The organism is Pseudomonas sp. B611 (assembly GCF_055407965.1).
Window position 1 is genome coordinate 452808 of the sequence record NZ_JBUZST010000003.1, and the last position, 26595, is coordinate 479402.

Here is a 26595-nt window from a genome sequence, read left to right on the forward strand (position 1 = left end):
GATGCAGATCACCGGCACGGCAAGAGCAATCGTTAGAAGAGATATGATGATCTTGACAGACGACCTAAATGTTTTGCAGGAAGAGACCCCATCTCGGGTTTCAAGTCCGCCCACCGACTTGTATGCTCTGTAGCGATCAAAATCGCTCCCGCGACAACCGTGACGTTGTCACTGTTCAGACTTTTCGTCGGTAAACCATCTCCATGACCATCGCCATCACTGCACCCGAGAAGTTCAACTTTCAGGATTTGGCCTGCCTGGAAATGATGTTGCGCTTCGAAAACAAAACTCAAGCGAACTTTTACGTCGAACCTCTGGGTGGAGAGGACGGGGAGATCCGATTTGATGGCACAGCAACAGGCCGCCGGGTAGAAATCCAAATCAAAGGGTCGGAGCTACCGGTCAAGCTGTTGGACATTGCCAAATATCTGGCTCATTGCCCACCACGGAAAAGTAACGACACCTTGCTCGAGCGTTTATTGGACGACCCAGAGCTTACCGTGCTGTTCATAGTCTCCGGTCGTTGCGATGATCAGACGGCGCTTTATTCCGTGGCACCTGATTGGTTGGGCGCCAGTCACGGAAAGCCGATCAAGGTGACGGATGCCCAGGCATTCATTGATGTATGGTCCAGCTGTTCTTCGCCCCATGAGGACGATAAGGACTTGGCAATCAAGCGCAAGAATCACTGCCTGACGCTGGCCGGGAAGCTTTCAACATCGGAAATACGCGATGCCTTTCAACGGCTGATCATCCTTGAACGGGTGAGCAACAACTCTTTGCTAGCGAGCTGCTCCGAACATTTGAGGCGGTCTTGGCGTGTCCCTGATGATCGAATTGACCAGGTTATTCTTGAGCTACGGGAGATCGTTAGCGCATCGAAAAGCCTTACCCACCTGATCGACTCATTCCCAAAAGTACGCGCATTGCTCAACACCATTGCTCCCCTGAGCATCCGCCCCACGGACTATGTCGCACGTGGCCAGGAGCAGGCATGGTTCACTCACTTGTCTCGTCATGGCGTACTGCTGCTTTCGGGCTTGCCACGAGTCGGTAAAACCTCTTCTGCGCGCTGGGTCGCTGCAGAGTTCGAGCAGCTCGGGTATGAAGTACGACGGTACTCTGATATCGACGACGCAGAACGATTTCTATCGCAACCAGGTACAGCGAGTCGGTTGGTGGTATTGGACGACCCTCTCGGTGGAACGCATTCGGTGGTCGAGCCGGTAAGGGTCCTTCGTCGACTCGAGCAACTGACAATCGAGTTAAGCCGAGGAACTCGGCGAAAACTGATCGTCGCCCAAGTGGAAAACCATCTGCTGACCGCCAGTCGCAAAGCGAACTTGAATCTTCTGAAAACGGCAGGTCACCAATGGTGGGATCTGGGCCAGTCCGGCAGCCTTTTCAAGGGACAGCTGTGGAGTCAGTTTGCATCTACGGAGCAAGTCCCCGATCCCATTCGCTCATACGTGCAAAATGCTGTTGACCAAGGGGCCTTGGATTTAGAGCCCGGTTGCTTGCTCCACTTGGCCAGCCACCATTACGAGTATGAGGGAGGCTGTGACCTGGACAACCTATACCGTTTCGCGAGGGTCGATGCAGCTAGCCTCGGACACGCTCTCACGGAGCAAGGGTTTAGCAGCATCCTATTGGGAATGTCTGTCGCCTCCAGTGTCAGCGAGCCGATTTCGTCACAGATGCTGGCCGTTTTGGTGGACAAACAAAACGAGGACTCAGAAGCCGCGATCTTAGCCGCAGGTTCACTGTTCGATGATCTTTTCGGTATTCCGTTAGAGCAACTTGCAATGCCATCCATTCCTCAAGACAGGGACAAAGAGGCACAACTCGCCTCGCTGGCCAGTAAGAGGATCATTGAGGTAGTTGCACAAAAAAATATTGCGTTCAGTCACCCGTTTTATCGCTCGGCTGCAGAGGCTAGTCTCGACGACGTCAATTCGTTCAACGTCGACCGGGTCACCAAAGTGATTGCCCAAGGCTTATTCTGTTGGATACCAAGCACATCTCGCGCCACTGCACGTAACCTCGATTGGGTTTTCCAGAGCCTCGTTCAACTGCCTGAGGCTCGCCAGCAAATAGTCGACTACGCCGAGCGTGGATTGAAATCGGTCTTTCCTTCGACTCGTGACCTTTGTTTCAACTTTCTACTTCGCCACCTGAGCGTACTTCAGGCTGATGTACGCCATCGGCTACCTCAGTGGGTGTCAGCAGTCAGTTACTTGACCCTCGATGACATGGAATGGCGTAACGGTGAGGCGCGCCTGTCAGACGAGGCCGGACAGGGGTTTCGTAACCTTGGGAACTGGGGAGCGAAGCCGTCACTGGACGAGGGAGAGCTAGACCTATGGGGAGCTAAGGACAGCCCGTTACCAACGCCTGAGCAGGCAGCTCGAGTGCTCAGTTATTACAAAGACAACCTGGAAACCATGACCTTAGGCAGCATGGGCCGTTTGCTTAGTTTCAATGAGGCCGTAATTCGCGCGGAAGCAGTCGAACTGTGGCTGCAGTTTCCGCGAGCGGACGACGACGAGGTCATACTGCGCATTTTCCGCGAGGACCATCCACTGGTAGCGCTTGCAGCTCTTAAAGGAACGGTTAAAGGCTGGAACCAATGGACAGAACCGCGGCGAACGCTAATTCTGGAAGGCTTGGCAAGACAAGTTGGCGTCCCCAGCGCAGCAACAGTCGTCATCGCGAAGTTGCTGCTATTCGGTCGTGTGGAGCACACGGGAAAGCAGACTCCCTGGCGGATCTTTGCCACGCTGATGCCGATTGCATTGAGCTCGCTCCCACACAACGCACCAATCGTTGACGCTCGGCTCCACGATGTTTGTCTTCAGTCAACAAAATATCTGCAACCTGCCGAGATGATCGACATCTGCGATGCCTGGACCGGTTGGCTCGAGCGCATGCTTCACGATCAGCGTATTCCTGCAGACTTTGCCCTAGGTGTTGTCGAGATTTTGATGCATGCCACAAGGATGCATCCAGAGCTGAGAAAGTCGCGCATTGAACACCTGCTCGCCTTCAAGGACTCGGGAGCGGTACTGGCGTTCACTGCAGACTTGATACACCACGTTGAGCAGCTGACAGATGTTGAGCATCAGAAGCTTATGAAAGTTTGTCTCGAACCACGCCCGGACAGCCGATGGATATCTGCGGCGTTGCTGATGCTAAGTCAAACCCCGTCTTCTGTACTGCACCAGATTCTTCCTTCGGGATTGACGGTCGATTCCTCACCAAAACAGCTTGTAGAACAGCTGCCACTGCCACTACTTGAGGCGGTGATGGACATATTTTACGGCGTCAGAGGTCCTTTGGGTCAGCTCGGTATCGGTAGAGCCAATTCGCACATTTGGATGCCTGTTTTCGAACTGATTGCGAGCCTACCAGAGCATGCCTTATTCAATGACATGTGGGAGCATTTGGCCAGCGAAGGTTGGCATGAGACAGACCAAGTCGTGACACGTCTGATCCGGGCAAATGCCACCTCTGACAGCGAACGAATTCTCGACATTCTGATTCGGGTCACTTCGCGCTCAGGGAACCCTCTGCCACAGAGCTGGAAGCTGCTATTGGGTCGGGCGCCCGATCCACAGACGCGAGAACGTTGGCTGAAAAAAGTACTGGTGTTGGGGCCGGTGATCCTGCGGGATCTTAGCGAGTTGGACGATTGGCTAGTAGAGAAACAGGATCAACGAGGATTCTGGGAGGTGTTCAAGGAAGATGGGGCCTTGTTGAGATTCACAGCAGCATTAAAAGAAGGTATGCCCGGCATCGACCTTCATGGTCCGCATCTCGCCTCCATCCTTGAGATCTGTATCGACAAATGGAACGGACAGTTCGCCGATACTTACTCCATCCTGCAGAGGCGGTTCACCACCTTAGGTATCACCAGCCCGGAGTTATTGGCACTTCTAGAACAACGACGGCATCAGGCAATCAACAATGCCACCCAGTTGCGCACGCAAACTTACGCACCTTGGCCCCCAACTGATTGGATTGGACCATGACGCCTACCATTTGAGGCGCGGCACTAGTCTGTAGTGATCTCGGGAACGGCAGCGTCGCTCAGAAGCTGATACAGCTCGGCCACACGACGCCGCTGGCCGCGCTCTCGACAGAAAGCAAAGATCGCGCGCTGCTTGGCGCGTGTGAGTGCCACGAAAAAAGTTGCAAGGCCTTCGGCGTTACCCGGTGTGTGTGCCCACCAAGCATGATCATCAAGGCCGACGAAGACAATGGTGTCGTATTCGAGTCCCTTGCTCTTGTGGACGGTCATCAGTGGAATTTGCTCGAGGCCCTCAAAGGCATCCAGACAGATCGTCCAGTTCGCAGCCCCCCTCGCCGAAGCGGCGAGATGCAACTGGAAGGCTTCGACCATGATTGCGAGCAGATCGCCTGATGAATATTCAAGGTAGGTTCGCGCTACTGCTGAGAGATCCAGGAATGCCAGTACTCGGTTTACGAGGGTCGTGACACTCACCTCCGTCGGGGGAGTGTTTCTCATCTCCGCTCGCATCGTCGCCAAGAAGGCTGTGAGCTCGGCGTCAGTGCGTGCTTCGGTGATGTCGTCACCGTCCGCTAACGCTCGCACTGCCGAGAGTGCAGCAGAGCATATTTGCCATGCGTCCGGAGCGCGCTGCGTTGAACCGAGTCGAAATAAGCCGATCGCAATTCTAGCGAACTCATCTGAGAGTAGATCCTGCAGAGTCGTACGTCCGAGTGAGTGGCTTTCATTTCGCAGTCGTAGGCCCGCTTGGGCAAACGTCGCAGCAAGATCGGCCTCGACATCGTCGGACTTTTGCTTGACCAAGATTGCGTAATCTCGAGGTGCACGGCCGCGCGTTGCCATATCGGTCGCGAGCCACCGCGCAAGGTATTCGGCTTCGCGCGAAATCGTCGGAATATTCCAAACCTGGGCGACATCGCCGTCGACCTGCCGCACAGCCTGGGCCACAGTGAGCGCGCTATGGGGATCTAGCGCTCTTGCGACGACATGCTGGATTCGGACGAGATCTGGCGAGGATCGGAAATTGAAAAGTAGCTGAATGCGAGTAGCAGCAAAATCTATCGCAAACCGCTCAAAGGCATCGGTTCGTGCACCAGCCCAAGTCATTATGCGTTGTTTGTCATCTCCGACCGCCGTCACAGCAATTTCGCCGCCGCTAAATGCCGAGAGCAGGAAGTCGTACTGCGCGAAGGTTGTGTCCTGAAATTCATCCACAAAGACGAACGGATAGGTCAACTGGAGTGCGCGCCGTATGTGCGGGCAGGAACGCAAGAGCAATTCAGCTAATCGATTGATGATTACAAATGTGAGGGTGGACCGGGGCTGCGTTGCTAGCTGTCCTGCCAACCAGCGCTGGATGATGAACTCCGCACCCGATTGCGGCGCTTGTTGCGTGATAGGGAGACGGTAGGCACCGACATGGCGAGCTTCAAAACTTTCAGCGTGAAAGCCCGCGATCTCAGTCCGCCATTGCGGGGGAGCAGTGTTGCTGGAAAGGTTCAAGAACCCCTCTTTCTGCCGACGAGTGGGGAATACGAGGTCGTATGGACGGGTCGGACACCAGTGAGCGGGAATAGCTGACAAGAACCGATCAACCAAGCCTTTGGCGAAGGCGTCGAAGGTGAGCGAAGTAAAGCGGTTAGCCAGTTCAGCCGGACACCGCTTGCGAACCCGTGTGGCGAGATTTTCTGCCGCATCGCTCTTGAAGGAGATTGCCAGGACGCGATAAGGCGCTGGGCATAACCCCGTTTCGAGTAGGTAAACGGCGCGTTGTGCGAGAAACTCGGTCTTTCCTGCGCCCGGACCGGCTATAACGCAGGTCGAGCCGGCTTGGCGCAATGCGCGCCACGCGTCAGGCTCAAGGTCATCTATACCTCGTGGTCGCCAATCTTGTGATCGGATGATTGGCATGATCAAAGCACTGGCGGTGCGGGTGGTACAGGTGGCGCTAGACGGGCAGCAATGGATGTCAGAATCGCCCGCAACTCCTCTGGAGCGCCTGCTGTTAAATCCTGGGATGTCTGCGCACTAAGAACACGGACGTGCGTGCTGGGCTTACCACGCCCAAGGAAAAGATAGCGATACCATCGCAAGAGTTGATCTTGGTCTGCACCATAGAGGTAGCCTTGACCTTCGTCGCCCAGCACCGCCGTACGTGGGTCACCCCGTTGCGACGGCCCCAGTCGACCGGGCTCAAGAACCTGGTACGCAGCAGGAAAGGCACGCATCATCGAATAATCAAGATCCAGAGGAGAGCAGAAAAACACGTTGAATCGTCGCAATGAAGTGGCCCAGTTAGTCAAACCGACGAAGTCTGTTATTAGGTGCGTATCAAAGACAGCCAGATTTGATGCAGGCCCCGCAGGGTCTGGCTGTGCGAAGATTGCCTGCGGCGAAACACCATTTTCTAAAAGTTGGGCGCATGCTGTCTTGATGCGGCCCCATCCGCCGCCGTCACGCCCCCAATCAAGATCGAGGAGCGTCGCGTAGGGGATGTCGAGATCAGCCAGGAGACGCCACAGATGATTGACGTGCCGCCCACCGAGGGGAACGACGGCAACGAAGGAACGATCTATGTCGAAGCCCATCGCCTCGGCGAGGCGTGGCAGCACCACTTCTTCGGTGGCGCCCTCCCCAAGCACCGCAAAGCGGGCGAAGTAAAGCTCAGGGTAGGTGCGGACGGCCTCTCGCACAAATTTCGATGCTTCCTCCTGACCGATCGGTAACTTAATAGCCCTAACCCGGGCAGTTCGGCTGGCTGGGTCGAGACGGAAATGCCTGACTTGCGACGGATCAACTCGCGCAAGAATGCTCGCTGAATGACTAGAAATAACCGCCTGAGCTCGATTCCCGCTCGTTAAATCTTCGATTTGCCGAACGATGCGTGAAAGGTAGAAAGGAGCGAGATTGTTCTCCGGTTCCTCGACCGCGATGAGCGTCAATGCAGGCAGAGGCACTCCGCCAGGCTGGAATCCAGCCGCCTCCGGGTCATCGGCGATACCGCCCTCGACATCCAGCGTTGCTGCCGTCATCGCTAAATGAAACAGCGAACGCTGTCCATCGCTCAGCTCGTCGAGCGCGCGCTCACGGCCTGCTATATCGGGATGGAAAACTACTTCGACCTTTCGGATGAACTCCTGAAAACGCAGGTCGACTGGCCGAAACAGTGGAGTCGTTTCAGTACCTGCGTTATGGACCTCTTGCCAACGTCGCTGCACAGCGGCTGCAACGAGGTCGACAGCAGGCTCACCGGCGAAGGCGCCATTCAGTGTGGCACCGGCTTCGGAGAATGTGTCCCGAACACCCTGAGACCAGTTGATTGCACGCCATAAACGTCCACGCAGAAAGGCCGTTACTTGGGATGCGCCATCGCGCGATGCGGGCACATAGATCATCTGGATGCGATTGCGGTCGATAGCCTTCAGCTCAATGCAATCAGCCTCGTTGAATTCTCCGAGGTTACGAACTGCGCGATATTTCTGCTCAATGAACCCGTCAAGTGATCCGTCATCTGTCCAGGTTGCTTCAAGCCTAAGTCGACATTTCAGCCGGCCTGCTTCGTCGGCGGCCATCTGGTTGAAGAACTCCGGAATAGCTACCCCATCACCTCCATTTTCCAGTTCGGGAAAAGCGATGATTGCCTCAAGCACAAAGGTACGCTGGACCGGCGCAGCAGTCTCATCGGCGGGAATATGAAAGTCATGGAGCCTCAGACGCCGATGCTCCCCGGTGATGCCGAAGAGCCGCTGAAGCGCCTGCATCACCGCGGTCTTGCCTGCACCATTGACGCCTATGAATGCCGTGAGACCGGGCGTGAGATCAATCGTCAACGCCTCAGGACCGAAGCATCGGAAATTGATCAGATTGAGCCGCTCAATGAACATATCTATACGACCTCCAGACTTGGAGTCTCGATTGTTTGGTGTAGTCGCTTGATGGTCAAGTGCGGTACCGATAGATCGATCGATTAATCGGTAAATACTCAACTCAGACCGCTGAAAATCATTCCAGGCCTTGTTGAGCCAATAGACATTGGCTTCGTTCAGGCATACTGGTGTTGCCGTTGGAAGCTATGAAGCCGTCTTGTACTTTAGCCATCACACGCAAATCCAGATATAATCGCAGAAGCCCCCCTAAAGATGCTCCGTTTGAGCAAGAAACTCAGCACCTCTAAATTTATTATTAATATTAGAACGCCTTAAAAAACTCAAATCAAACACCAGCAACTGATCTAGCCTCAACAATAACACGCTGCCTTTTAAACTCTTCAACTTCCTTCAAAACATACTCAACATGGTGAGTAGTATCAATAGCAATCCACTTTGATGCCAACCCTCTAAACGCCCAGTGGCTACAATCTAGGAGTTCTTTGTCACCCCAGCTAAATTCCGGCCCTTCATAATATCCAGAATCGATAATTTTCTGGGCAAGGCCATAGTATTGACCACCCTTCTCACCAGTTTTTAATTGATAGCCTCGGGCGATAAAGTAGCCATCCTGAATGGTATATCTAATTTTACCGTTCTGATTGCCTGCCCCACCCGATACTAGAGAGCCAGGACCCCTCACACCATAATCGGAAAAACCTACATCTTTAAAGCCTTGCAGAGAAACAATACTTTTCCATGCAAGCATTTCTTTGCGAGGAACTGTTTTCTCTGTGCTCGGTAATGGAACAACCGAGGAAATATAAGCACCTATTGAACAACCCGAGACGACAAATTTTTGATGCCCAGCACGCCTAAAAATTTCAATTACACGCTCGGCCTGCGTGGTTATTTTTGGGATCTCATACTTTGCGGATGTGACATCACCAAAATCGATCATAACTGCTGTCGCACGAGGATCATAGTTAAGAGTAGCTGCAATATCTTCCAGCCTGGCTAAAAACTCATCTTCCTCGGCCATCTCTTCCGCAGAGTCAACATTCATCACAAGCCTAAGAATGACCTCCTTATCTGCCTTGTGAGTTAATCCTTTGAATGCGTATACATATATCGGATCATCCCAACGCATACAATCCACAACGGGAGTAACTCTCACTCCAAAATGTTCTGCTTGCTTACAAAAAAACTGGATTACATGTTCACCACCTTCAGTCTGGGCGTTAGGCGCCCATAGAGGCAAATCTACATAAGCATCCCTGTGCTTCCATACTTTAGAGATGGCATGAGCAATATTTGTAAGAAACGCTTCTACAACTGAGACATTCTTTCCTTTAAACTTTTCCTTGTCTTTGTCTGTAATCTGAGGTACGTCAAACCAAGGCTTAAGATTGTTCCTTGTGCTCTCAAAAAGGCAGCCTAACGCGTCTAACTCTCCTTCTTTAGCCTTGAGTATTGGAATATAAGTTGATTGCATTTTCATTCACCTTCTGAAGTATTAAAAAACAAACGTCTTACATCCCCATGCCCGATCAGGTCATTGTACAACTGATAATTTTCCGTCTCCCTTCTTATCCTACCCGCGATAATAGAAGGATGAATTTTAAGCTCCCTTGATAGCTTATCTATATTTTCACGACTTGGAGCAAGGCATGCCTCGCTACGCCGCCATAAAATACGGGGAATAAACGCCTCTCTAGCAAGGCGGTTCGCTTCGGCTTCTCTCTTATCTTCAGATGTAGCATCCAAATCATCGAGAAAGGTTTCATTTTTTCCTACGTGCTTCCACAAATGAGCAAGCTCATGCAACAGCGTAAACCAAAAATTATCCAGCCTATCATGACGTAATGTCATACCAATTATAGGTTGTCCATCTACATCCTTTAAAGCTGCCCCATCCAACAATGTGCCCTTCAAATGAGGCTCCACTATCAGGGCGATACCACTTTTTTGCAAAAACTCTACCGCCAGCAAAGGCCCATTATCAAACCAGCTTAAGCGAGCAACTTCTTGTAAAAAAGAAGCTGACATGACACTTTCACTAAAAACACCGATTGAAGATTTTTTTTCACGAGACTTCTGAATCACCCTTACAAGCCATGCATAAAGAGCATATTTAGTTGTGGGTGAATAAGCATCCCCAGCAAGTGAGCGTTTGAAAGCCGTATCCCCGAACTGCCATCCAATTTGAGATATAAACTCTTGAACAATATCCTCAGTTGAGCGCGATACTTTTCCAGCAAACTTTTGGATCCACCCCCTTGCAATCATCTCCTTAACGGGAAATCTGGACCAATCAATGTCATTTTTTGTTTTTTGGCTTTCAGAATCACCCACACCTATAAGTGTTTCTGCTGAAATACCTAACCCGATTGAGATGGCTCTGATCATCGGGACAGTTAATGGTCTTTTCCTCGACAATATCTCTGAAACTCTACTTCGCGTTCCAAAATAGGGTATAAGATCGGCCTGTTTATACCCTTTCTCTTGCATACGAAAAATAATGGCATCAACGGGATCAGGTAGCTCCACGGGATAGCGTTTGCTCTCATATGCCTCTATCAGCACGATAAGTAACTCAAGACGCTCACTGTTTTCAGATCCAGGGGTCGGCATAAGAGTCATGAGCTTATGGAGTTCATCCAAGTAAGCTCTATGCTGCTCTTCTGTGCGAATTACCCTAGTATCCATTTGCATCTTCTATATTTACCAAACCGGTGATCAAAACGACTTTTTGCGGAAAGCTCACAAACACCTCTATAACATGCAGCCCTGAAGACACTGAAAAACGGTATTTACCAGAGCCTATTTCTAGTGCCTTTGGGAATTGCGTCAAGACATCCCCAGGTCCGGCCCACGCCGCATGGCACACCTCTGAAAGCCAGGCTGACACCCAAAGATCTGTAGCCCTCTCTCGCCCCCTAAGGCTTTCGAGCTTGTCCCTACCAAAAAGATACATAAATGTGTTCCCAATTTGGGATTAGAATACGTCGGAAAGCGGCCATCGTCAATTTATATTCCCAATATGGGAACACGGCCAAGTCATGGCCTTTTACCATCGCTATTCGTTTTAGCAGAACACATGCTCCTTTAGGAAGACCCCCCGCACCCCGCTTAGTTAATATTGCTTTTGTGGAGGCTTCAGCCGTGTGCTGGGAAACTCGCATGCACGGTTCTTAGGGGGTTGGATGAGGGTAACCGTGCCTGACAACCCGACAATCAGATCCGGCCGTGGGCGCGGAGTCGCAAGAATTGGCCACTTGACGGCTCACTGCCCAGCGACAAACGAGCGGTAGCGCTCATGAGTCTGATCCAACCGGCACGGTTCAACGGGCATGACCCGTATGCCATCTGAAGGATGCACTCACGCGCCTACCGACGTAGCGGGCGAGTGATATTTCCGAGTTGCTACCGCACAGATGGTAACCGGCTTAGTTACGCAAGACGGAGGCCCGGACGCATACCAAATCACCAAGGTTCACCAGGGACGAGCCCAATGCTTCTCGCAGGTCGTGCCTGATGACCCATTACCCTGATCGGCGGCCTTGGCGCTCATACACCACTGGCTGCTTGCATTGAAATTTTCGGGCAAGCAACGCCCGCCTGATTTCACTATTCTGTGCCCTAGGCAGCACCCATTGGTGAAGACGGGGCGAAACTAGGCGCTTTACAGTCAATAGATATTACCGCGATGCCACAGTTCAAGGAGCAGGAAAAGGCTAAACTTTGGCTCACTCAGTTTGACAACAAGCCAGCTAACCTCGCAATCGCTGAGAAACTGTTGGATTCGGTCAACTACTGTCCTGTCGTTGAGCTCAAAAGCAGCCTGATCAAGCTACTTCGCCAAAAACTCCCACTTAAAAGCGGCTCAAGGCCGCTATTTCCGTAGCTTCCAGGCGTTAAGTGGGCCTTAGTGGAAGCAAATATGGCGCAGCGGACGAGACTCGAACACAACCAAGCCTCTCAAATGGTAAAGCTATTAAGATCCAAGATATCCGTGGGAGTAAATGTGGGAGTATTTTTCAGGCATGAAAAAGCCCAACCTTTTCAGATTGGGCTAAGTCATTGAATAATATGGTCGGGACGGAGTGATTCGAACACTCGACCCCTAGCACCCCATACCTGGGGTAGGCAGATATGCACGGGGCCAAGGCGGAAATACTCTAAGAGTTGAGATCCTTGGCGCGGCCCAGGTTGCCAAATTCCTGTGCTTCGCACGCAGTTATCGCATAGGGGCCGAAACCGACCTGCTCCGATTAGGCTTGGTGCACCTCACCGCTCATGCCGGCGTCATTGTTGAAAGCCCAGCTGTCCCCCAAGCCCCATCGGCACACAGTGGTTGCGCATCTTGCGGATTGGCGTGATGCCCGAGGTTATGCTCGAGCACAGGCATTGGGCGCCACCGCACCGCTGGCCGCTATGGAAGTGGCCGATCAAACCTTCATCTCAAACAACCCTAGACTTATTTACGCGAAGAAACCTCAAGCCCACACCGAAGCCCAAACGAAATACACTGATCCAGGCACTGCCAGACTTGAGGCCGTTGGAAATCGCCGTTCGCGATCGCTTGTACACCCGGTGCGAACGGGGGCAAAACTGGGGGCACAATTCTATTTTTTCAGGCTGTAACTACCGCCCTAGAGCCCAGTCAAAATGTTTTTCGGCGACCCTGAGAGTCTCTAAGCGTCGTCACGAAGCCTGTTCAACCTGATCATTTCTGCTTTTTGATAGACCGTGGAAGTCCATCCACTTCCAGTGAATGATTATGGTCAAGGGCATATTTGAGGGCATCCTTTAGAGGATTTAAAAATGATGCCCCCAACCTCACGCTCAACAGTTCCCTTTCGAAAACTTTCCCATTGCTCTTCGCAAACACCGCTGAATGTAGTGGTCAACTAATCCCGGACACGACGTTAAGTTTTTCTTCGGCCCGGGCTGGCGCCAACCCACCGTTGAATTGGAGGGGTCGAACCCAGTTGTACCGATGCATCAAGAAGTGGCTGATATCGCGCTGGGCTTCTTGAGCCGTTCTGTAGCCCGTGGTCGGTATCCACTCGGTTTTCAAGCTGCGGAACACGCGCTCCATTGGCGCATTGTCCCAGCAATTTCCTCGGCGACTCATGCTCTGGCGCATGCGATAACGCCACAATCGCTGACGAAATAGCCGGCTTGCGTATTGCGCCCCCTGATCCGAGTGAAACAGCAGACCCGAAGGCCTGCCACGCTGCTCGTAAGCCATATCAAGGGCCTTGATCACCAGTTCAGCGTCCGGCTTTTCCGACAACGCCCAGCCCACTACCCGGCGCGTGCAAAGATCCAGCACGACCGCCAAGTAATGCCATTTCCCCTGGGCCCAAATGTAGGTGATGTCGCCGCACCAGACTTGATTCGGGGCTGGCACATCAAACTCACGGTTCAAGGTATTCGGGATATCGAGTCTTTCTACTGTCGCTCGTTTGTAGGTATGTGAGCCGGGTTGTTTACTGACTAAATCAAGCTCGCGCATCAAGCTGCGTACTTTGAATCGACCGAGCTGCTCACCGTCTTCACGCATCAGCGACAGGATGCTGCGGCTCCCTGCAGCGCTACGACTTTGCGTGAACAACTCGCTCACCCGGCTGCGCAACCTAAGCCGTTCAACATCGGGCGTGCGGCGCCTAAGGCGCTGGGCGTAGTAGCACGAACGAGTCACTTCAAACACCTTGCACAGCCAATCAACTGGCTCATGGACGCTCAGCTGATTGATCAGCGCGTACGCTCGTGATCTTCCGACATCAAGAGCGCGGTAGCCTTTTTTAATATCGATTTTTCCCGTTCAAGCCGGGCGATCCGGGCTTCCAGCTCCTGAATTTTCTGCTGTTCTGGGGTCAGCGCCTTGCTCTGCGGAGTGACGCCTTGGCGCTCTTTCTGAACCTGGTCAACCCAGCGGCGCAACGCTGACTCGCCAATACCGAGTGAACGGCTGGCTTCCATGTAGCTGTAGTTTTGCTTGAGCACGAGGTCGGCAGCCTCGCGTTTGAATTCAGCAGAAAAGGAACGGCGTTGTTTGGTCATCTGACACCTCGATCTGGCGAGCATTCTCGCCTAAATGGGTGTCCGGTTTCATTAGACCACTACAGAATGCAGGTAGCCCGATAAGATGCTCTCCTCCGTCCAAGCGTGTGAGCAACCGAGAGCTCCAGCGCAAGGGTGAGATGCAACTCATCCGAGGCTTTGGTAAAACTTTCCAGACGCGCCGCGGCTTCAAAGGGAACCAGGCTGGAAAGTGGGGGCAGTGAGCGTTTGAAATTATCCATAATGTTCATTCCTCCTGCGTAACCATAAGTCACTTTAAATGCAATACAAGCTCAACCAGAATCCTCCAGGTCGATCACATCAGGATCCATCATGTCTGCCACCACAACCGTTACCGCCGCTGCAAACCGACAAAGCATCCTCATCGTCGTAGGTTCGGTGTTCCTGTTGTCAGTGTCAGACGCTCTCATCAAGGCCACCAGCGCCGAGACATCGATGTGGCAGCTCTACGTGATTCGCTCGATCCTGGCCATCGGCATGCTCGTCGCCTTGTTGATGTACCGTCGCGGCACAACGCAGCAACGGCCGCTTTCCCCCTTGTGGATAGGGACAAGAAGCCTGCTGCTCGCCCTGATGTGGGTCGCCTTTTACAGTGCCCTGCCCTTCATCAGCCTGACCATAGCCGCATTGGCAATCTACACGACACCTTTGTTTATCGCTTTGTTCTCGGCCGTCACCTTGGACGAGCATGTCACGCCGCGAAAATGGCTGGCCATTCTGGTGGGGTTCGCCGGGGTGCTGGTCACGCTCGCGCCCAGTCAGGCTGATTTCAACCTATGGACACTGCTGCCCGTGCTCGCGGCGATTTTCTATGCCCTCGCCGCGGTCGTGACCAAGGGCAAGTGCGCCAATGAGGTGCCGATGCACCTGGCCCTGGCGTTGAACATTGTCCTGTTGTTGATGGGGGTAGTCGGCAGCATTGTAGTCGCACAGACCGGCCCTCACCTGCCGGCCGACGAGGGCCTGCGATTTCTGGTAGGCGGCTGGTCGCAGATGGCGATCAGCGACTGGGGCGTGATGGTCGTGCTGGCGATTCTAATGGTATTGGTCAGTACCGGCATCGCCCGGGCCTATCAAATCGGCGAGACCTCGATCATCGGTGCATTTGATTACACCTACCTGATCTTCGCGATTGCCTGGGGGGCGTTGCTGTTCAATGAAGTGCTCAATGGCCGGACCGCGGCCGGTCTGGCTCTTATCCTGATTTCAGGCGTCATCCTGCTGAAAAAGCCCACCACCACGCACTTGAAGGGCGCTGGTTGATGGCTGGAGGCATAGGCATTGTCTGTCTGGCAGCGATAGCGTACGGCTTGACCTCGATTAGGTAGCGGCCCCGATGACGCCTCATGCTTTGCCCGCTTGATTCAGCTTTCAGGCCGCCCGGGGAAGTGCTTCGCGCGCCTTCTTCCGCAGATAGACCATCTGAGCTATAACACCGACCACGAGTATCAGTGCAAGCAAACCCAAGGCTGCTTTCAGGAGTGGCGATTGCGGGTCGGTGACAATCGGGTGCCCATCGGGAACCCGGCGCAGCGTTTCCGAAACGGATGGCACCATCAGCAGAAACGCAGTCAGGCTCAAAAGGATCGTTTCAAAATAGATACCTGCCCGGCCAAACCAGCCAACGCGACCGACGCCATAGCCGGCCAGCAACAGCAAAATGGTCACTGCACCGATTATCGGGCTAACGGGTTGTTTGGCCACCAGAAATACAGTAAGACCACCGATCATCATGGAGATGAAATAGGCGATACCCGCTCTCGAACGAGGAGTGATGCGCCCATGCTTGATGAACATATACGCGGCGAGTGGAATAGCAGGCAGGCTGCCGATTGTATGTAGCCAGCCAAGGGCTGAAATCCCGAACATGGTGTCACCTCGTTGATAATCAGAACTAAACAATGCTTACCGCACGATGCCAGGCTCTTAAAACCTGTCTGAGATAAGCGTCATAATTTCGATATCTAGGCTATTGAACACTCGACTGGAACGACATGACGGATTCTCTCGAAAACTTGACCATTCCTCCGCAAATGCAGCTTGAAGGATTCGCCTCCGGCGATCTGTTATCACAGATACTCGCGCAGATCCGAATGACCGGTAACCGTGTTTATTCCAAGACGCTGGATGAAGGCGAGCGCCTCGAGCTGGAGCACAAGAGCTCGCACGTTTGCGCACTGCAAAAAGGTACGCTGTGCCTTGAGGGTGGGCACGCTGACATGGAATCCATCACCGTCGAACAAGGCGATATTCTGCTGCTGGCTCACGACTCGGCATCGATGCCTTGGGTCGCATCGCACGGCCCAGTCACCCTAGTGATCTGTCAGTTCTGGTTTGACGCCAGTACCGTCCAGGCCATGTTGTTCGCCCTGCCCCGGTTGATCCATATCAAACACGCCGAAGCCGCGGCATGGTCCGAAGGCATCCTGCATTACATGCTGGTCGAAACCCATGACTCGCAGCCCGGCGGCGCCTTGATGATTTCGCGCCTTATCGATCTGACGGTCATTCGAATCCTGCGAACCTGGGTTCAGCGAGGCATGGCCTCGGGCTGGCTTGGAGGATTGTCTGACGAACGCATTGCTCGCGCGCTTAGGGCCATACACGAAACACCCGCGCAGCAATGGCGCGTCGATTCCCTCGCGACTATTGCGGGGATGTCCAGGTCAAGCTTCAGCGAACACTTCACCAAACTGGTGGGGCGATCACCGCTGCGATACCAGAATGAGTGGCGGCTGAGGCTGGCCAAAACAATGCTCGCAAAACCCAACACACGCATTGGTGAGGTTGGGTTTGCGATTGGCTATGAATCAGAAGCCTCTTTCTGTCGGGCTTACAAAGCCTATTTTGGTCGCTCACCGCGGGAGGATATCGGCTTGGGCAAGCAGGAATCCCACGCCCGCTGAGGCAGCGGGCGTGTTGAATTTCCGATCCACTGCCGCCTAGAGGGGCAACCATTCAAGGTCTGCACATTCGGGGGCCTATCAGAGAAATTATCGCTCTACGGCGATGCATTTGATCTCCACAAGAAGCCCAGGGTGAGCCAGTTCAACGACGCCTACGCATGTCCACGCACAGGTGTTCCTGGGAAAAACTTCATCCTTGACGCGCCTGAACATCGGCATGTTCTGGTGCATATCGACGTGATAGGTTGTCATTTCGACGACATCTTTAAATTCACAGCCACCGGCTTCCAGCACGAGCCGGAGATTTTCCCATGCTGCCAAAAACTGTTGTTCAGGGTCCTCAATAACGGACAAGTCCGGTGTCCGCCCTACCTGACCCGCGCAGTAGAGCGTTTTTCCTACCTTTACAGCGGGTGCATAACCAGCACGCTCGCACAGCAATTTCATGCTGTCTGGAACAATGATCTGACGCTCAGTCATGGTCGTGGAGTCCACTCAGGTTAACCCTCGTTAATCAATAAAATCCGGTAGCTGTGTCATACGGACACTGATGAATCAAGTACCGAAGAGCCGTGTCTGACCGCCCCCCTAATGCGAAGAGACGAAGATCGAAGGTGTACTGGACTCAGGTAATGCATAGGTCGCTTTCATCCACGCAACCTCCGCATGGGGCGTTCGACCAAAAAAGCGCTTGAACTCCCGGCTGAATTGGGAAGGGCTTTCGTAGCCCACATCGTATGCCGCCGCTGCTGCCGAGATATCGTTACGCAACATCAGCAAACGCGCCTGGTGCAGCCGAGTCGATTTCAGATACTGCATAGGAGAGGAGTCAGTAACCGTCCTGAAATGCAGGTGGAAATTGGGGACGCTCATACTGGCCTCCTGGGCCAGTGCTTCCACGTTCAATGGCTCCTGATAAGAATTGTGAATTTTACGGATGGCGCGGGTGACTTTGCCGAAATGTCCTTGTTTGCTCAGTGCGGCGCGCATGGAGCCGCCCTGCTCGCCAGCGATGATGCGATAGTAAATCTCGCGTACCAGTGACGAGCCCAGGATTTGCGCATCGACTGGATGGCTCATGGCCGCAAGAAAGCGCAAGGTAGACTCACGCAACGTATCGTCCATCGGTGAAGAGTACATGCCTTTTGGGGGGGCTACCGTCGGCCCGAATCTCTCATCAATTTCCAGAATCAGCTCGCCTGCCAGCTTGAAATCCAGCCTCATATACACCGCAAACATGGGTTCATCTTCGCTGGCGTCGGTTTCCATCGTGAACGGTACCGGCACCGATACCACCAGATAATGCTGGGCGTCGTAAATGTACACATCGTCGCCCAGATAACCGCGTTTGCATCCCTGGCACAAGATCACGATGCCAGGCTCATAGAGCACTGGCGTAAGTGTCAGCGGGCGGTTCGAACGCAAAAAGCGTATGTCGTCCAGGGGGCTCAGGTTATAGCCTTCCAGTGGTGCCAGTTGCTCCATCAACCGGACCATGCGCTGAGTGACTTGTGCATCATGGATCATGTTCAATTCTCCTGGACGCTGGGGTCAGCCGTCGGTCGAGCGGGTCAAGGCTTCCCACTGTTCGATTGCTTTGAGCGACTGCTCAAGCTTGCCACGGACCAACCCCAGCGCATCACTGCCAAGCAAAAGATGGGCTGGCGGATGGGCGCTGTCGATGAGTTGCAGCATCGCTCGCGCGGCTTTTTGCGGGTCGCCCAACTGCTTGCCATTCTTCTTTTCACGTGCCTGGCGCACCGGGTCGAAGCTGGCATCATAGTCGGCAATGCTGCGTGGCGTACGCTGCATCGAACGGCCAGCCCAGTCGGTGCGAAACGATCCCGGCGCTACAGCAGTGACGAAGATGTTGAACGGCGCGAGCTCTTTGCTCAGCGTATCGGAGATGCCTTCCAGGGCGAACTTGCTAGCGCAATAATAGGCGATACCCGGCATCGTGATGGTGCCACCCATGGAAGTAATGTTGATGATGTGGCCGCTGCGACGCTGACGAAAATACGGTACGAACGCCTTGGTCACTGCGACGGCACCGAACACGTTGACGTCGAACTGACGGCGCATCTCTTCAAGCGGCGACTCTTCGAAAATGCCTTCATGGCCATAGCCCGCATTGTTGAGCAGAACATCCACCGGACCATGGCGGCTTTCCACACCGGCAACAACGCTGTCGATGCGCGCAAAGTCGGTAACGTCGAGGATCACACCATGGGCACGTTCATCCGAGAGCGCCTCGAACGTCTGCAACGCTTCCTGATTGCGTGCGGTGCCAATAACACGATGCCCTGAGGCGAGCGCCTCAAGGGCCAGGGCTTTGCCGAAGCCGCTGCTGATACCGGTGATGAACAAGGTTTTGGGAAGATTCATGATGCGGTTCCTTTGGGTTGAAAGACGACCATAGTAGTGAGCCGACGTCCCGCGACCTATGCCAGATCATCTGCAACCCTTGCCTAATCCTATTTGGCCCGAGAGGAACTTACCGCCGCCCAAACGCGGCAAGGAAACCGTGCATCTAGGCGCTTTGAACGTCCAGGACTCAGGGCTTGTAGAGCAATGCTTCAACGACAACGCCAAACGCTGATGACTGTTCCCGGCGATTGGGGTAGTAGAGGTGGTAACCGGCAAAGGGTTGGCACCAATCTTCCAGCACCCGTACAAGGCTACCGTCGGCAAGCTCCTTCGCCACCATGTCCTCCGGCAGGAAACCCAAGCCACATCCCGCCACGGCCGCACGCATAATTGGCACGCTGCTGTTAAATGTCCATTGGCCTTCGACGCGGGCCTTGAGTTCGTGGCCATCCTTTGCTCAGACCGGCGTCGAGCCCTTGGTTGAGCGCCGTGTTGAGGTTGGGCATGTCGCTGGTCGCCATGAACGCCGCGATCAGTGGAATGGCTTGTTGTTGGCTCGACAAGCTGGCTGCGCTGGCGGATGTGCGGGTCATGATGGGCGAGGCCTCGGCTGCTTGAGTGGTAGCGCTGAACATCGTCCCGACGCTCAGGCAGAGCGCCATAAGTGTGGGCATAGCAGTACTGTTGCGGGTGTCAGTGATCATCGTGAACGACTCCATCCATTGCGAGGCGCTGCGGTGTCGCTGGATCGTAAGGAGGATGGTTGTGGCGATTAACCCCGAAATTGCGCATGGACTCCTGAGCAGAACTCATGAGGCGACGTTGCAACAACCGCTGGAATCGCGGTGCGGGCCTGTTGGTCCGGGGGCTTGAGGTTGCGTGGCGGTTTACCGCGAGCGTGCCCGCCGAGCCACCTCGACACATTCCGTAACTTTAATGGCCGGCGTATTGCGCCTCCGAGACCTGCTCCGCCCATGTGACGGTCTTGCCCTCCTCGGCTTCAGCGATGGCGATGTGGGTCATGCCGTTGCTGGCCGTGGCGCCGTGCCAGTGACGGGTGTTCGGTGGAATCCAGACACTGTCGCCCGGACGGATTTCCTGACGCGCGCCACCTTCTTGCTGCACATAGCCGACGCCGGCAGTGACGATCAGCGTTTGCCCTAGCGGATGGGTGTGCCACGCCGTGCGTGCGCCCGGCTCGAAGGTCACCGTGCCGCCGCCGATGCGTGCGGGCGCATCGCCTTTGAACAAGCCATCAACGCGCACCGTGCCGGTAAAGTTTTGCGCCGCGCCCTTGACCGAGGGCTCCGAGCCGTTTGGCGTTATGCGGATTTCGCTGGCGGCTTGGGACTCCGCCCCCATCAGTGACAAAGCAACCAGTGGTGCAATCAATCGGTTCATCGGATCAGCTCTCCGTTCAGACAGGGAAAGCGACGCCGCACATGGCGCCGCGTTGGGCAGACTCAGAGCCCGGTCATTTTCAGTGCAGATTCCGGCAGACGTTCACCCTGCACCTGGATCTGCGTCACCTGCTCGTTGATCACGCGCAGTTCGTCGTCGGCCAATTGCAGCTCGACCGCGCCCAGGTTTTCTTCCAGGCGATGCTGTTTGGTCGTGCCTGGGATCGGCACAATCCACGGTTTCTGTGCGAGCAGCCAGGCCAGTGCCACTTGCGCCGGCGTGGCGTGTTTGCGTTGCGCGACGGCTTTCACTACGTCGACCACCGCCCGATTGGCCTTGCGCGCTTGCGGGGAAAAGCGCGGGACGGCATTGCGGAAATCGCTCGCGTCGAACTGCGTGTGCTCGTCGATCTGACCGGTGAGGAAACCGGCCCCCAGCGGGCTGAACGGTACGAAGCCGATCCCCAGTTCTTCCAGCACTGCCAGTAGTTCCAGCTCAGGGCCGCGCCAGAACAGCGAGTATTCGCTTTGCACCGCCGTGACCGGTTGCACCGCGTGCGCTCGGCGAATGGTTTCCACACCCGCTTCAGAAAGACCGAAATGCTTGACCTTGCCCTCGGCGATCAGCTCCTTGACGGTGCCGGCGACGTCTTCAATGGGCACCTGCGGATCAACGCGGTGCTGATAAAACAGGTCGATGCGATCGGTGCGCAGACGCTTCAACGACGCCTCGGCCACGGCGCGGATATGCTCCGGGCGGCTGTTGGTGCCGCCTGCGCGTTCGCCGGTTATCAAGTCGATATCGAAGCCGAACTTGGTGGCGATGACGACGTGCTCACGGATGGGCTGCAAGGCGTCGCCCAGCAGTTCTTCATTGGCGAACGGGCCATACGCTTCGGCGGTGTCGAACAACGTAATGCCTTGCTCGTGGGCCGAACGAATCAGCTTGATCATGCTGGCCTTGTCGGCAGCCGGCCCATAGGCCGAGGTCATGCTCATGCAGCCAAGGCCCAGTGCGGACACTTCCAGGCCATTGCCCAACCTGCGAACTTTCATGATGTCACTCCTTACAGAATTCGATTAGCGCGTGAGGGGGTGATCGTTCAACCAGCCGTTCACGCGTTCCATGGTCTTGCGCTCCTGCTCACCCTCCATCACAAAACCTTCCAGCACTTTGGCCTTCGGCGCGTGCTTGACCAGCACGCTGCGGCTGTTGCCCAAGCCATAACCGCCGTGGGTGTTGAAGGGAACGAGGGTCTTACCGGTCAGGTCGTGGGCGCTGAGAAACGCGCGCACGATCGGCGGAGCGGTTTCCCCCCAGATCGGAAAGCCAAGGTAGATCGTGTCGTAGGCGCTGAGGGCGTGAACCTTGTTTTGCAGCTCAGGCTCGAAGCCGCTGTCACGCTCCTGACGCGCCTGCTCCACGTTTTGCAGGTAGTCCTCGGGGTAGGCGTGGGCCGGGCGAATCTCGAACAGATCGGCACCCAGCCCACGTTGGATCATCCCGGCAACCACGCGGGTATTGCCCGAGCGAGAGAAATACGCGACCAGAATCCGCGAACCTGAACGCGGGGGTTCATTGGCGCTCTGCGTGTCGGCGAGCGACAGCAACGGGGCGCTGGCCAGTGCGGCGATCACCGTGCGCCGCAGCAGATCGTGATCGTTGCTCATCGACCGACCCGTGCCTTGAGCGCCTCGGGATAGCGCTCGCCTTCGATGCGGATTTGCGCCAGCGCTGTATCAATGGCTTTCAACTCGGCGGCATCCAGCGTGATGTCCGCGCCGCCGAGGTTTTCTTCCAGGCGATGCAGTTTGGTCGTGCCCGGAATCGGCACAATCCAAGGTGCCTGCGCGAGTAGCCAGGCGAGCGCGATCTGGGCCGGCGTCGCGTGTTTCTGCGCGGCGATCTGGCGGATCAATACCACCAGCCCCTGATTGGCCTGCAGCGCCGACTGACTGAAACGAGGGACGATGCTGCGAAAATCGTCGCTGCCGTAAGTGGTCTCGGCCGATACGGTGCCGGTGAGAAAGCCTTTACCCAGCGGGCTGAACGGTACGAAGCCGATGCCCAGCTCCCAAAGGGTCGGCAGGATCTCCTCCTCGGGCTCACGCCACCACAGCGAGTATTCGCTTTGCAGTGCGGTGACCGGCTGCACCGCGTGCGCACGGCGAATGGTCTGCGCACCAGCCTCCGACAGGCCGAAGTGCTTGACCTTGCCTTCGCTGATCAGGTCTTTCACCGCCCCGGCTACGTCCTCGATCGGCACGTCCGGGTCGACACGGTGCTGGTAGAGCAAATCGATGTAATCGGTTTTCAGTCGACGCAACGAACCCTCGACAGCAACCCGGATGTGCTCGGGGCGGCTGTTGAGAATCTGCTGCTTATTGTCGTCACCGAAGGTAAAGCCGAACTTGGTGGCGATCACCACTTCATCGCGAACCGGTGCCAGTGCCTCACCCACCACGTGCTCGTTTAGGTAAGGCCCGTAAACCTCGGCGGTATCGAAGAAGGTGACACCTCGATCCACTGCGCGACGGATCAACGCAATCGCTTGTTGGGTGTCAGTCGCCGGCCCGTAGCCATGGCTCAAGCCCATGCAGCCCAAGCCCAGGGCTGACACTTCGAGTGTGCTGTTTCCGAGTGTGCGCTTGTGCATTTGGATCTCCCGACATTTGGCGTTGGGAGAACAGTAAGCGAGCTAATGGATGGGAACTAGACGGTTAAATCAGCAAGGGTTCATGAGATTTTCTCATCAGTCCAAAAACGAGGAGGTGGCGACCGTGTCTACTGAGTCTAGGCGCCGAAGCGTCTATAACGCCCATGGAACCCTTTAAAACCCGCCACTTGGCGGGGTTTTTAGTTTATGGCATTCCGTCAGATTCCAGCTGATTCCAATGCTTTTAACACAACCTCTTTTTAACGAAATCAGCGAACCCAGGTATTGCCCAAAAAACGCTCTAGTACATTTTTTGTGATCATCACAGTGTAAAAATCTGCCTGCATGAGCCCATGCACCCATTCGCACGTGGCGGCAGTAAAAACCTCACCGCGACCTTTATGGAAGTGCACCACCATGCCGGCCCCACGGCTGTGCAAAGCGATGCTGGCTTCGCTGAGGTCGGGCGCCAGGATGGACGCACGAAACCGCGCATCACCGTCGCCGAGCATGAATGAATAGGCATCCTCGGGCCGGCCGTGCTCGGCATTGGTCGCCCAGCCCATAGCGAGAATGTGCAATCCGCTGGGCGCGCCGTCGGTGCCGAGCGGTTCTGGAAGGCCGTCGACGAACGTGTAGTCGAGGCCGTCCACTTCATAGCCAAAGATATTGGCTTCGTCTCCGAACATGTCCGCGTAGCCAAGGCCCGTCCCCGTAAATGCCCAGTGCTCAGGCCTGAACACCGTATATCCACGTGGGTTGCGCGGTGCCATTGCGCCAAAGCTCGCGTATATCCCGCGCAGCGCATTCACCCCGAACGTCGATGCCCCGGGGTGATTTACCCGCGGATCTTCCCAGGCCCCCGTGAGCCGCTGAGGCTCGGTAGCCGCCACGGGATCGAGCGCGCCGGCATCGTACTTGTAGGCCACCTGCCGCCGCCCCTCGTCCTCCAGGCGAATCTGCCACATAAAATTGCCGGCGAATCGCGCGACCTTGCCGCCCTCCTCGACAAAGGCGTCGACATGGTCACGCATTTCCCGCGTCCAGTACTCGTCGTGCCCGACGAAGACGGCGCAGGCGTAGCCCTCCAGCGCGTGCGGGTCGTGATGCAAATCGTCCTGGGTCAGGATATGCACCGTATAACCTTGCTGTTCGGCCCAGACCACAAAGGGTCTCTCGAAAGAAGCCCACCCCGCCAGTGCGTAGTACTTGGCGTAACCGTTAAGGCCAGCCCATTCGATGAACTCATAGCGCGCCGGCCCTGGCTGGCGGGGCCGGGTCGCGTTGACACAACGTGGCGCATCGTCCGGCAGCCACACCTGCCCTCGCGCCCAGGGGCGCTGTGCCGACAGCAACGGTGAGCGGCCACGCGGCGTGCCGGGGTGAAGGCCAAAGTAATGATTGGCACCGCCCCAGTCGTTGTACGCGGCCCACGTCGAGGTGGCCGCGACGAGTACCAAGGCATCGGCACGCTTGCGCAGCGCCTTGACGATAAACAGATGATGCCCGAGGACGCTGCCAGCGCCGTCCTGTACTTCGACGATATAACCACCCTGCTCGGCATCCGTCGGGATTGACCATTGCATGAAGACGGGCCATTGGCAGCCATGCTCATAGGCACGCTCAGGCAGGGGGTGGAAGCTTGCATCAAGGTTGCCGGTGGTATGCAGCGTGCGGGCAGTGGCGCCATCGCGATAGATCCTGAGCCGCACTTGCGGGCAGTTCGACGACAGATACAGGCAAACCGAATCACCCGGGCGATAGGCGCGTCGATCCGAATAACACCAGGCAGCCGCCGGGCCTGATGCTGAAGGGACTTCAACCCAGGTCTCGCGTGCGGCCTGACGTGGCCCTGACGTTTGGCTGACGGTCACGCTCGCGCCGGGTCGTTCACCGCGTGCAGCGGAGTTTTTGAGGTCTGTGGAATTCATGGATTCGTACTCCTTTATTCGACGGATCGGCCAGCCAGGGTATTGACGCTGACTCGAGCGCCAGGGGCCTCGATGTGCGCGAGGTCGATGCCCGCCGTTTCGTCGATCAGCAACCCGGCCAGGACGGTGACTACGCCCAACCCGATGACATAGCTGACGTACAGGTAGCCAAGGTCGGCGCCGCTCAGGTAGTTGTGCAGATAGGGGGCCGTGCCGCCAAAGATCGCCACTGACACCGACGAGACCAAGCCGACGCCCTGGGCCCGTGCCTGGGTGGGTACCTGCTCGGAGAGCACCGCGGGGAAAATCGCCGCGATCAACGACCAGGCGCCTAGCCCCAGCAACTGGGCCAGGAACAGCGTGTAGGGCTCAGTGGTCACCATGATCGAGAGGGGATAGGTCAACACGATCACGCCCAGGCCCCAAGCGATGACCATGGGTCGGCGCCCTACCCGATCGGACAACATCCCGCAGACCGGCAACCAGCACACACAAAGGATCTGCGCGAGAAGACTGGCGACATAGGCACCCGTAGGGTCCATGCCTTGGGCAATCGCCGTCGACGCGCCGAACGTGACCCAGGCGTAGTAAGTGACATTGGCGGCCGCAGCAAGCATGACGATGTTACGCGCCACGCGCAGCATCTCCCCCGTGGACAGCTTGCGCGGCGGCCGCGCTTGCCCCTGCTGCGCGACAAACACATGGGATTCCTGAGCACCGCGGCGCAAGAACAGCGCGTAAATACCCAGCACGCCACCCAGGGCGAAGCCTATCCGCCAGCCGTAGTCACCCATGGCTTGCGCGCCCAGCAGCCAGGTGAGTGTCGCCGCCACGGCCGTCGCCGCCATCACCCCGAGCGTCACCCCCACATACACCGAACTCGACCATAAGCCACGGTGTTTGCTTGGGGCGATCTCGGCGACATAGGTGTAGGAGACCCCTGTCTCGCCGCCATGGGCGAGCCCCTGCATCAGCCGGAAAAACAGCAGCGCGCCGGATGCATACAGGCCGATGCTCGAGTAGTCCGGAATAAGCGCGATGCCCATACTGCTGAGCGCAAGCAGCAGCATGGTGAGCACCATGATGGTCCGACGCCCCAACCGGTCGCTCAGTCGGCCAAACAACCATCCGCCAATAGGGCGAGCGACAAAGCCACCCGCAAACACCGCCAGGGTCGCGAGCATCGCCGAGCGCGCATCGCTCTTGTCGAACAGATTGCTTGCCAGGTACACCGAAAAGGTTGCGTACAGGGTCCAGTCAAACCATTCGAGCGCATTGCCGATACCGGCCGCGCGCAACGATTTGAGGCGTCCTTGGTGAGACGTCGTATTGTTCATGGTCAGTT

The 26595-nt window shown here is 55.8% G+C and carries 18 protein-coding genes and 4 pseudogenes; 4 read left to right on the forward strand and 18 right to left on the reverse strand.

Annotated features, from left to right (window positions below):
• The first annotated feature begins 203 nt into the window (after positions 1 to 203).
• Positions 204 to 4031 (forward strand): nSTAND3 domain-containing NTPase, encoded by a 3828-nt coding sequence (locus ACZRMO_RS10340; RefSeq protein ID WP_463972762.1) that lies wholly within the window; start codon positions 204 to 206, stop codon positions 4029 to 4031.
• Positions 4032 to 4054: 23 nt separating this feature from the next.
• Here the strand turns inward: ACZRMO_RS10340 and ACZRMO_RS10345 are convergent, their stop codons facing one another.
• From ACZRMO_RS10345 to ACZRMO_RS10360, 4 genes are all read right to left on the reverse strand, one after another.
• Positions 4055 to 5941, reverse strand: coding sequence for a UvrD-helicase domain-containing protein (locus tag ACZRMO_RS10345; protein ID WP_102879537.1), 1887 nt, complete (start codon positions 5939 to 5941; stop codon positions 4055 to 4057).
• Positions 5942 to 5943: 2 nt separating this feature from the next.
• Positions 5944 to 7914 carry an ATP-dependent nuclease gene (locus ACZRMO_RS10350; protein ID WP_102879538.1) on the reverse strand — a complete coding sequence of 657 codons (1971 nt, stop codon included), beginning with the start codon at positions 7912 to 7914 and terminating at the stop codon, positions 5944 to 5946.
• Between the two features lie 328 nt (positions 7915 to 8242).
• On the reverse strand, positions 8243 to 9391 hold the full coding sequence (locus ACZRMO_RS10355; protein WP_157815126.1) for a beta family protein: 1149 nt from the start codon (positions 9389 to 9391) through the stop codon (positions 8243 to 8245).
• Between the two features lie 2 nt (positions 9392 to 9393).
• A complete protein-coding gene (locus ACZRMO_RS10360) occupies positions 9394 to 10605 on the reverse strand; it encodes an ImmA/IrrE family metallo-endopeptidase (RefSeq protein ID WP_102879539.1) in 1212 nt (403 codons plus the stop codon).
• Between the two features lie 523 nt (positions 10606 to 11128).
• Here ACZRMO_RS10360 and ACZRMO_RS10365 point away from each other — a divergent pair.
• Positions 11129 to 11298 (forward strand): annotated as a pseudogene (locus tag ACZRMO_RS10365) (IS66 family transposase); the annotation flags it as partial.
• Between the two features lie 1507 nt (positions 11299 to 12805).
• Here ACZRMO_RS10365 and ACZRMO_RS10370 read toward each other — a convergent pair.
• Both ACZRMO_RS10370 and ACZRMO_RS10375 read right to left on the reverse strand, forming a co-directional pair.
• Positions 12806 to 13968, reverse strand: a protein-coding gene (locus ACZRMO_RS10370; RefSeq protein WP_463972763.1) for an IS3 family transposase whose coding sequence is annotated in 2 segments (ribosomal slippage) — positions 12806 to 13713 and positions 13713 to 13968 — 1164 coding nt in all. Because the reading frame shifts where the segments join, the coding sequence is not laid out codon by codon here.
• Positions 13969 to 14096: 128 nt separating this feature from the next.
• A pseudogene (locus ACZRMO_RS10375) lies at positions 14097 to 14210 on the reverse strand (LysR family transcriptional regulator); the annotation flags it as partial.
• Positions 14211 to 14301: 91 nt separating this feature from the next.
• Here ACZRMO_RS10375 and ACZRMO_RS10380 point away from each other — a divergent pair.
• Complete coding sequence (locus ACZRMO_RS10380) at positions 14302 to 15252, forward strand: DMT family transporter (RefSeq protein WP_463972764.1); 951 nt, start codon at positions 14302 to 14304, stop codon at positions 15250 to 15252.
• A gap of 108 nt (positions 15253 to 15360) precedes the next feature.
• Here ACZRMO_RS10380 and ACZRMO_RS10385 read toward each other — a convergent pair whose 3' ends face one another.
• Positions 15361 to 15858 (reverse strand): hypothetical protein, encoded by a 498-nt coding sequence (locus ACZRMO_RS10385; protein ID WP_463972765.1) that lies wholly within the window; start codon positions 15856 to 15858, stop codon positions 15361 to 15363.
• Between the two features lie 125 nt (positions 15859 to 15983).
• Here ACZRMO_RS10385 and ACZRMO_RS10390 point away from each other — a divergent pair, with 125 nt between their 5' ends.
• A complete protein-coding gene (locus ACZRMO_RS10390) occupies positions 15984 to 16895 on the forward strand; it encodes an AraC family transcriptional regulator (RefSeq protein WP_463972766.1) in 912 nt (303 codons plus the stop codon).
• Between the two features lie 87 nt (positions 16896 to 16982).
• Here ACZRMO_RS10390 and ACZRMO_RS10395 read toward each other — a convergent pair whose 3' ends face one another.
• The 11 genes and pseudogenes from ACZRMO_RS10395 to ACZRMO_RS10445 form a co-directional block, all read right to left on the reverse strand.
• Positions 16983 to 17375, reverse strand: a complete 393-nt coding sequence (locus ACZRMO_RS10395; protein WP_463972767.1) for a RidA family protein — start codon at positions 17373 to 17375, stop codon at positions 16983 to 16985.
• A 108-nt stretch (positions 17376 to 17483) separates the two neighbouring features.
• A complete protein-coding gene (locus ACZRMO_RS10400) occupies positions 17484 to 18422 on the reverse strand; it encodes an AraC family transcriptional regulator (RefSeq protein ID WP_463972768.1) in 939 nt (312 codons plus the stop codon).
• Positions 18423 to 18446: 24 nt separating this feature from the next.
• Positions 18447 to 19280: an oxidoreductase gene (locus tag ACZRMO_RS10405; RefSeq protein WP_463972769.1), complete on the reverse strand. Its 834-nt coding sequence runs from the start codon at positions 19278 to 19280 to the stop codon at positions 18447 to 18449.
• Positions 19281 to 19449: 169 nt separating this feature from the next.
• Positions 19450 to 19716 (reverse strand): annotated as a pseudogene (locus tag ACZRMO_RS10410) (LysR substrate-binding domain-containing protein); the annotation flags it as partial.
• A 1-nt stretch (position 19717) separates the two neighbouring features.
• Positions 19718 to 19966, reverse strand: a pseudogene (locus tag ACZRMO_RS10415) (carboxymuconolactone decarboxylase family protein); the annotation flags it as partial.
• A 229-nt stretch (positions 19967 to 20195) separates the two neighbouring features.
• Positions 20196 to 20663 (reverse strand): (R)-mandelonitrile lyase, encoded by a 468-nt coding sequence (locus tag ACZRMO_RS10420; RefSeq protein ID WP_463972770.1) that lies wholly within the window; start codon positions 20661 to 20663, stop codon positions 20196 to 20198.
• 62 nt (positions 20664 to 20725) lie between these two features.
• Complete coding sequence (locus ACZRMO_RS10425; RefSeq protein WP_463972771.1) at positions 20726 to 21718, reverse strand: aldo/keto reductase; 993 nt, start codon at positions 21716 to 21718, stop codon at positions 20726 to 20728.
• A gap of 24 nt (positions 21719 to 21742) precedes the next feature.
• Positions 21743 to 22333, reverse strand: a complete 591-nt coding sequence (locus tag ACZRMO_RS10430) for a flavodoxin (protein WP_463972772.1) — start codon at positions 22331 to 22333, stop codon at positions 21743 to 21745.
• Positions 22330 to 23319 (reverse strand): aldo/keto reductase, encoded by a 990-nt coding sequence (locus ACZRMO_RS10435; RefSeq protein ID WP_463972773.1) that lies wholly within the window; start codon positions 23317 to 23319, stop codon positions 22330 to 22332. The genes ACZRMO_RS10430 and ACZRMO_RS10435 overlap by 4 nt, the downstream gene beginning before the upstream one ends.
• A gap of 269 nt (positions 23320 to 23588) precedes the next feature.
• Positions 23589 to 25250 carry a N,N-dimethylformamidase beta subunit family domain-containing protein gene (locus ACZRMO_RS10440; protein ID WP_463972774.1) on the reverse strand — a complete coding sequence of 554 codons (1662 nt, stop codon included), beginning with the start codon at positions 25248 to 25250 and terminating at the stop codon, positions 23589 to 23591.
• A 14-nt stretch (positions 25251 to 25264) separates the two neighbouring features.
• Entirely contained in the window at positions 25265 to 26587 is a 1323-nt protein-coding gene (locus ACZRMO_RS10445) for an MFS transporter (protein ID WP_463972775.1), read from the reverse strand.
• Positions 26588 to 26595: the final 8 nt, after the last annotated feature.

Bases quoted from the DNA above. Each gene is read 5' to 3' on its own strand.
- ACZRMO_RS10340 (WP_463972762.1), top strand. From the start codon at position 204: ATGACCATCGCCATCACTGCACCCGAGAAGTTCAACTTTCAGGATTTG.
- ACZRMO_RS10345 (WP_102879537.1), bottom strand. From the start codon at position 5,941: ATGCCAATCATCCGATCACAAGATTGGCGACCACGAGGTATAGATGAC.
- ACZRMO_RS10350 (WP_102879538.1), bottom strand. From the start codon at position 7,914: ATGTTCATTGAGCGGCTCAATCTGATCAATTTCCGATGCTTCGGTCCT.
- ACZRMO_RS10355 (WP_157815126.1), bottom strand. From the start codon at position 9,391: ATGCAATCAACTTATATTCCAATACTCAAGGCTAAAGAAGGAGAGTTA.
- ACZRMO_RS10360 (WP_102879539.1), bottom strand. From the start codon at position 10,605: ATGGATACTAGGGTAATTCGCACAGAAGAGCAGCATAGAGCTTACTTG.
- ACZRMO_RS10380 (WP_463972764.1), top strand. From the start codon at position 14,302: ATGTCTGCCACCACAACCGTTACCGCCGCTGCAAACCGACAAAGCATC.
- ACZRMO_RS10385 (WP_463972765.1), bottom strand. From the start codon at position 15,858: ATGTTCGGGATTTCAGCCCTTGGCTGGCTACATACAATCGGCAGCCTG.
- ACZRMO_RS10390 (WP_463972766.1), top strand. From the start codon at position 15,984: ATGACGGATTCTCTCGAAAACTTGACCATTCCTCCGCAAATGCAGCTT.
- ACZRMO_RS10395 (WP_463972767.1), bottom strand. From the start codon at position 17,375: ATGACTGAGCGTCAGATCATTGTTCCAGACAGCATGAAATTGCTGTGC.
- ACZRMO_RS10400 (WP_463972768.1), bottom strand. From the start codon at position 18,422: ATGATCCATGATGCACAAGTCACTCAGCGCATGGTCCGGTTGATGGAG.
- ACZRMO_RS10405 (WP_463972769.1), bottom strand. From the start codon at position 19,280: ATGAATCTTCCCAAAACCTTGTTCATCACCGGTATCAGCAGCGGCTTC.
- ACZRMO_RS10420 (WP_463972770.1), bottom strand. From the start codon at position 20,663: ATGAACCGATTGATTGCACCACTGGTTGCTTTGTCACTGATGGGGGCG.
- ACZRMO_RS10425 (WP_463972771.1), bottom strand. From the start codon at position 21,718: ATGAAAGTTCGCAGGTTGGGCAATGGCCTGGAAGTGTCCGCACTGGGC.
- ACZRMO_RS10430 (WP_463972772.1), bottom strand. From the start codon at position 22,333: ATGAGCAACGATCACGATCTGCTGCGGCGCACGGTGATCGCCGCACTG.
- ACZRMO_RS10435 (WP_463972773.1), bottom strand. From the start codon at position 23,319: ATGCACAAGCGCACACTCGGAAACAGCACACTCGAAGTGTCAGCCCTG.
- ACZRMO_RS10440 (WP_463972774.1), bottom strand. From the start codon at position 25,250: ATGAATTCCACAGACCTCAAAAACTCCGCTGCACGCGGTGAACGACCC.
- ACZRMO_RS10445 (WP_463972775.1), bottom strand. From the start codon at position 26,587: ATGAACAATACGACGTCTCACCAAGGACGCCTCAAATCGTTGCGCGCG.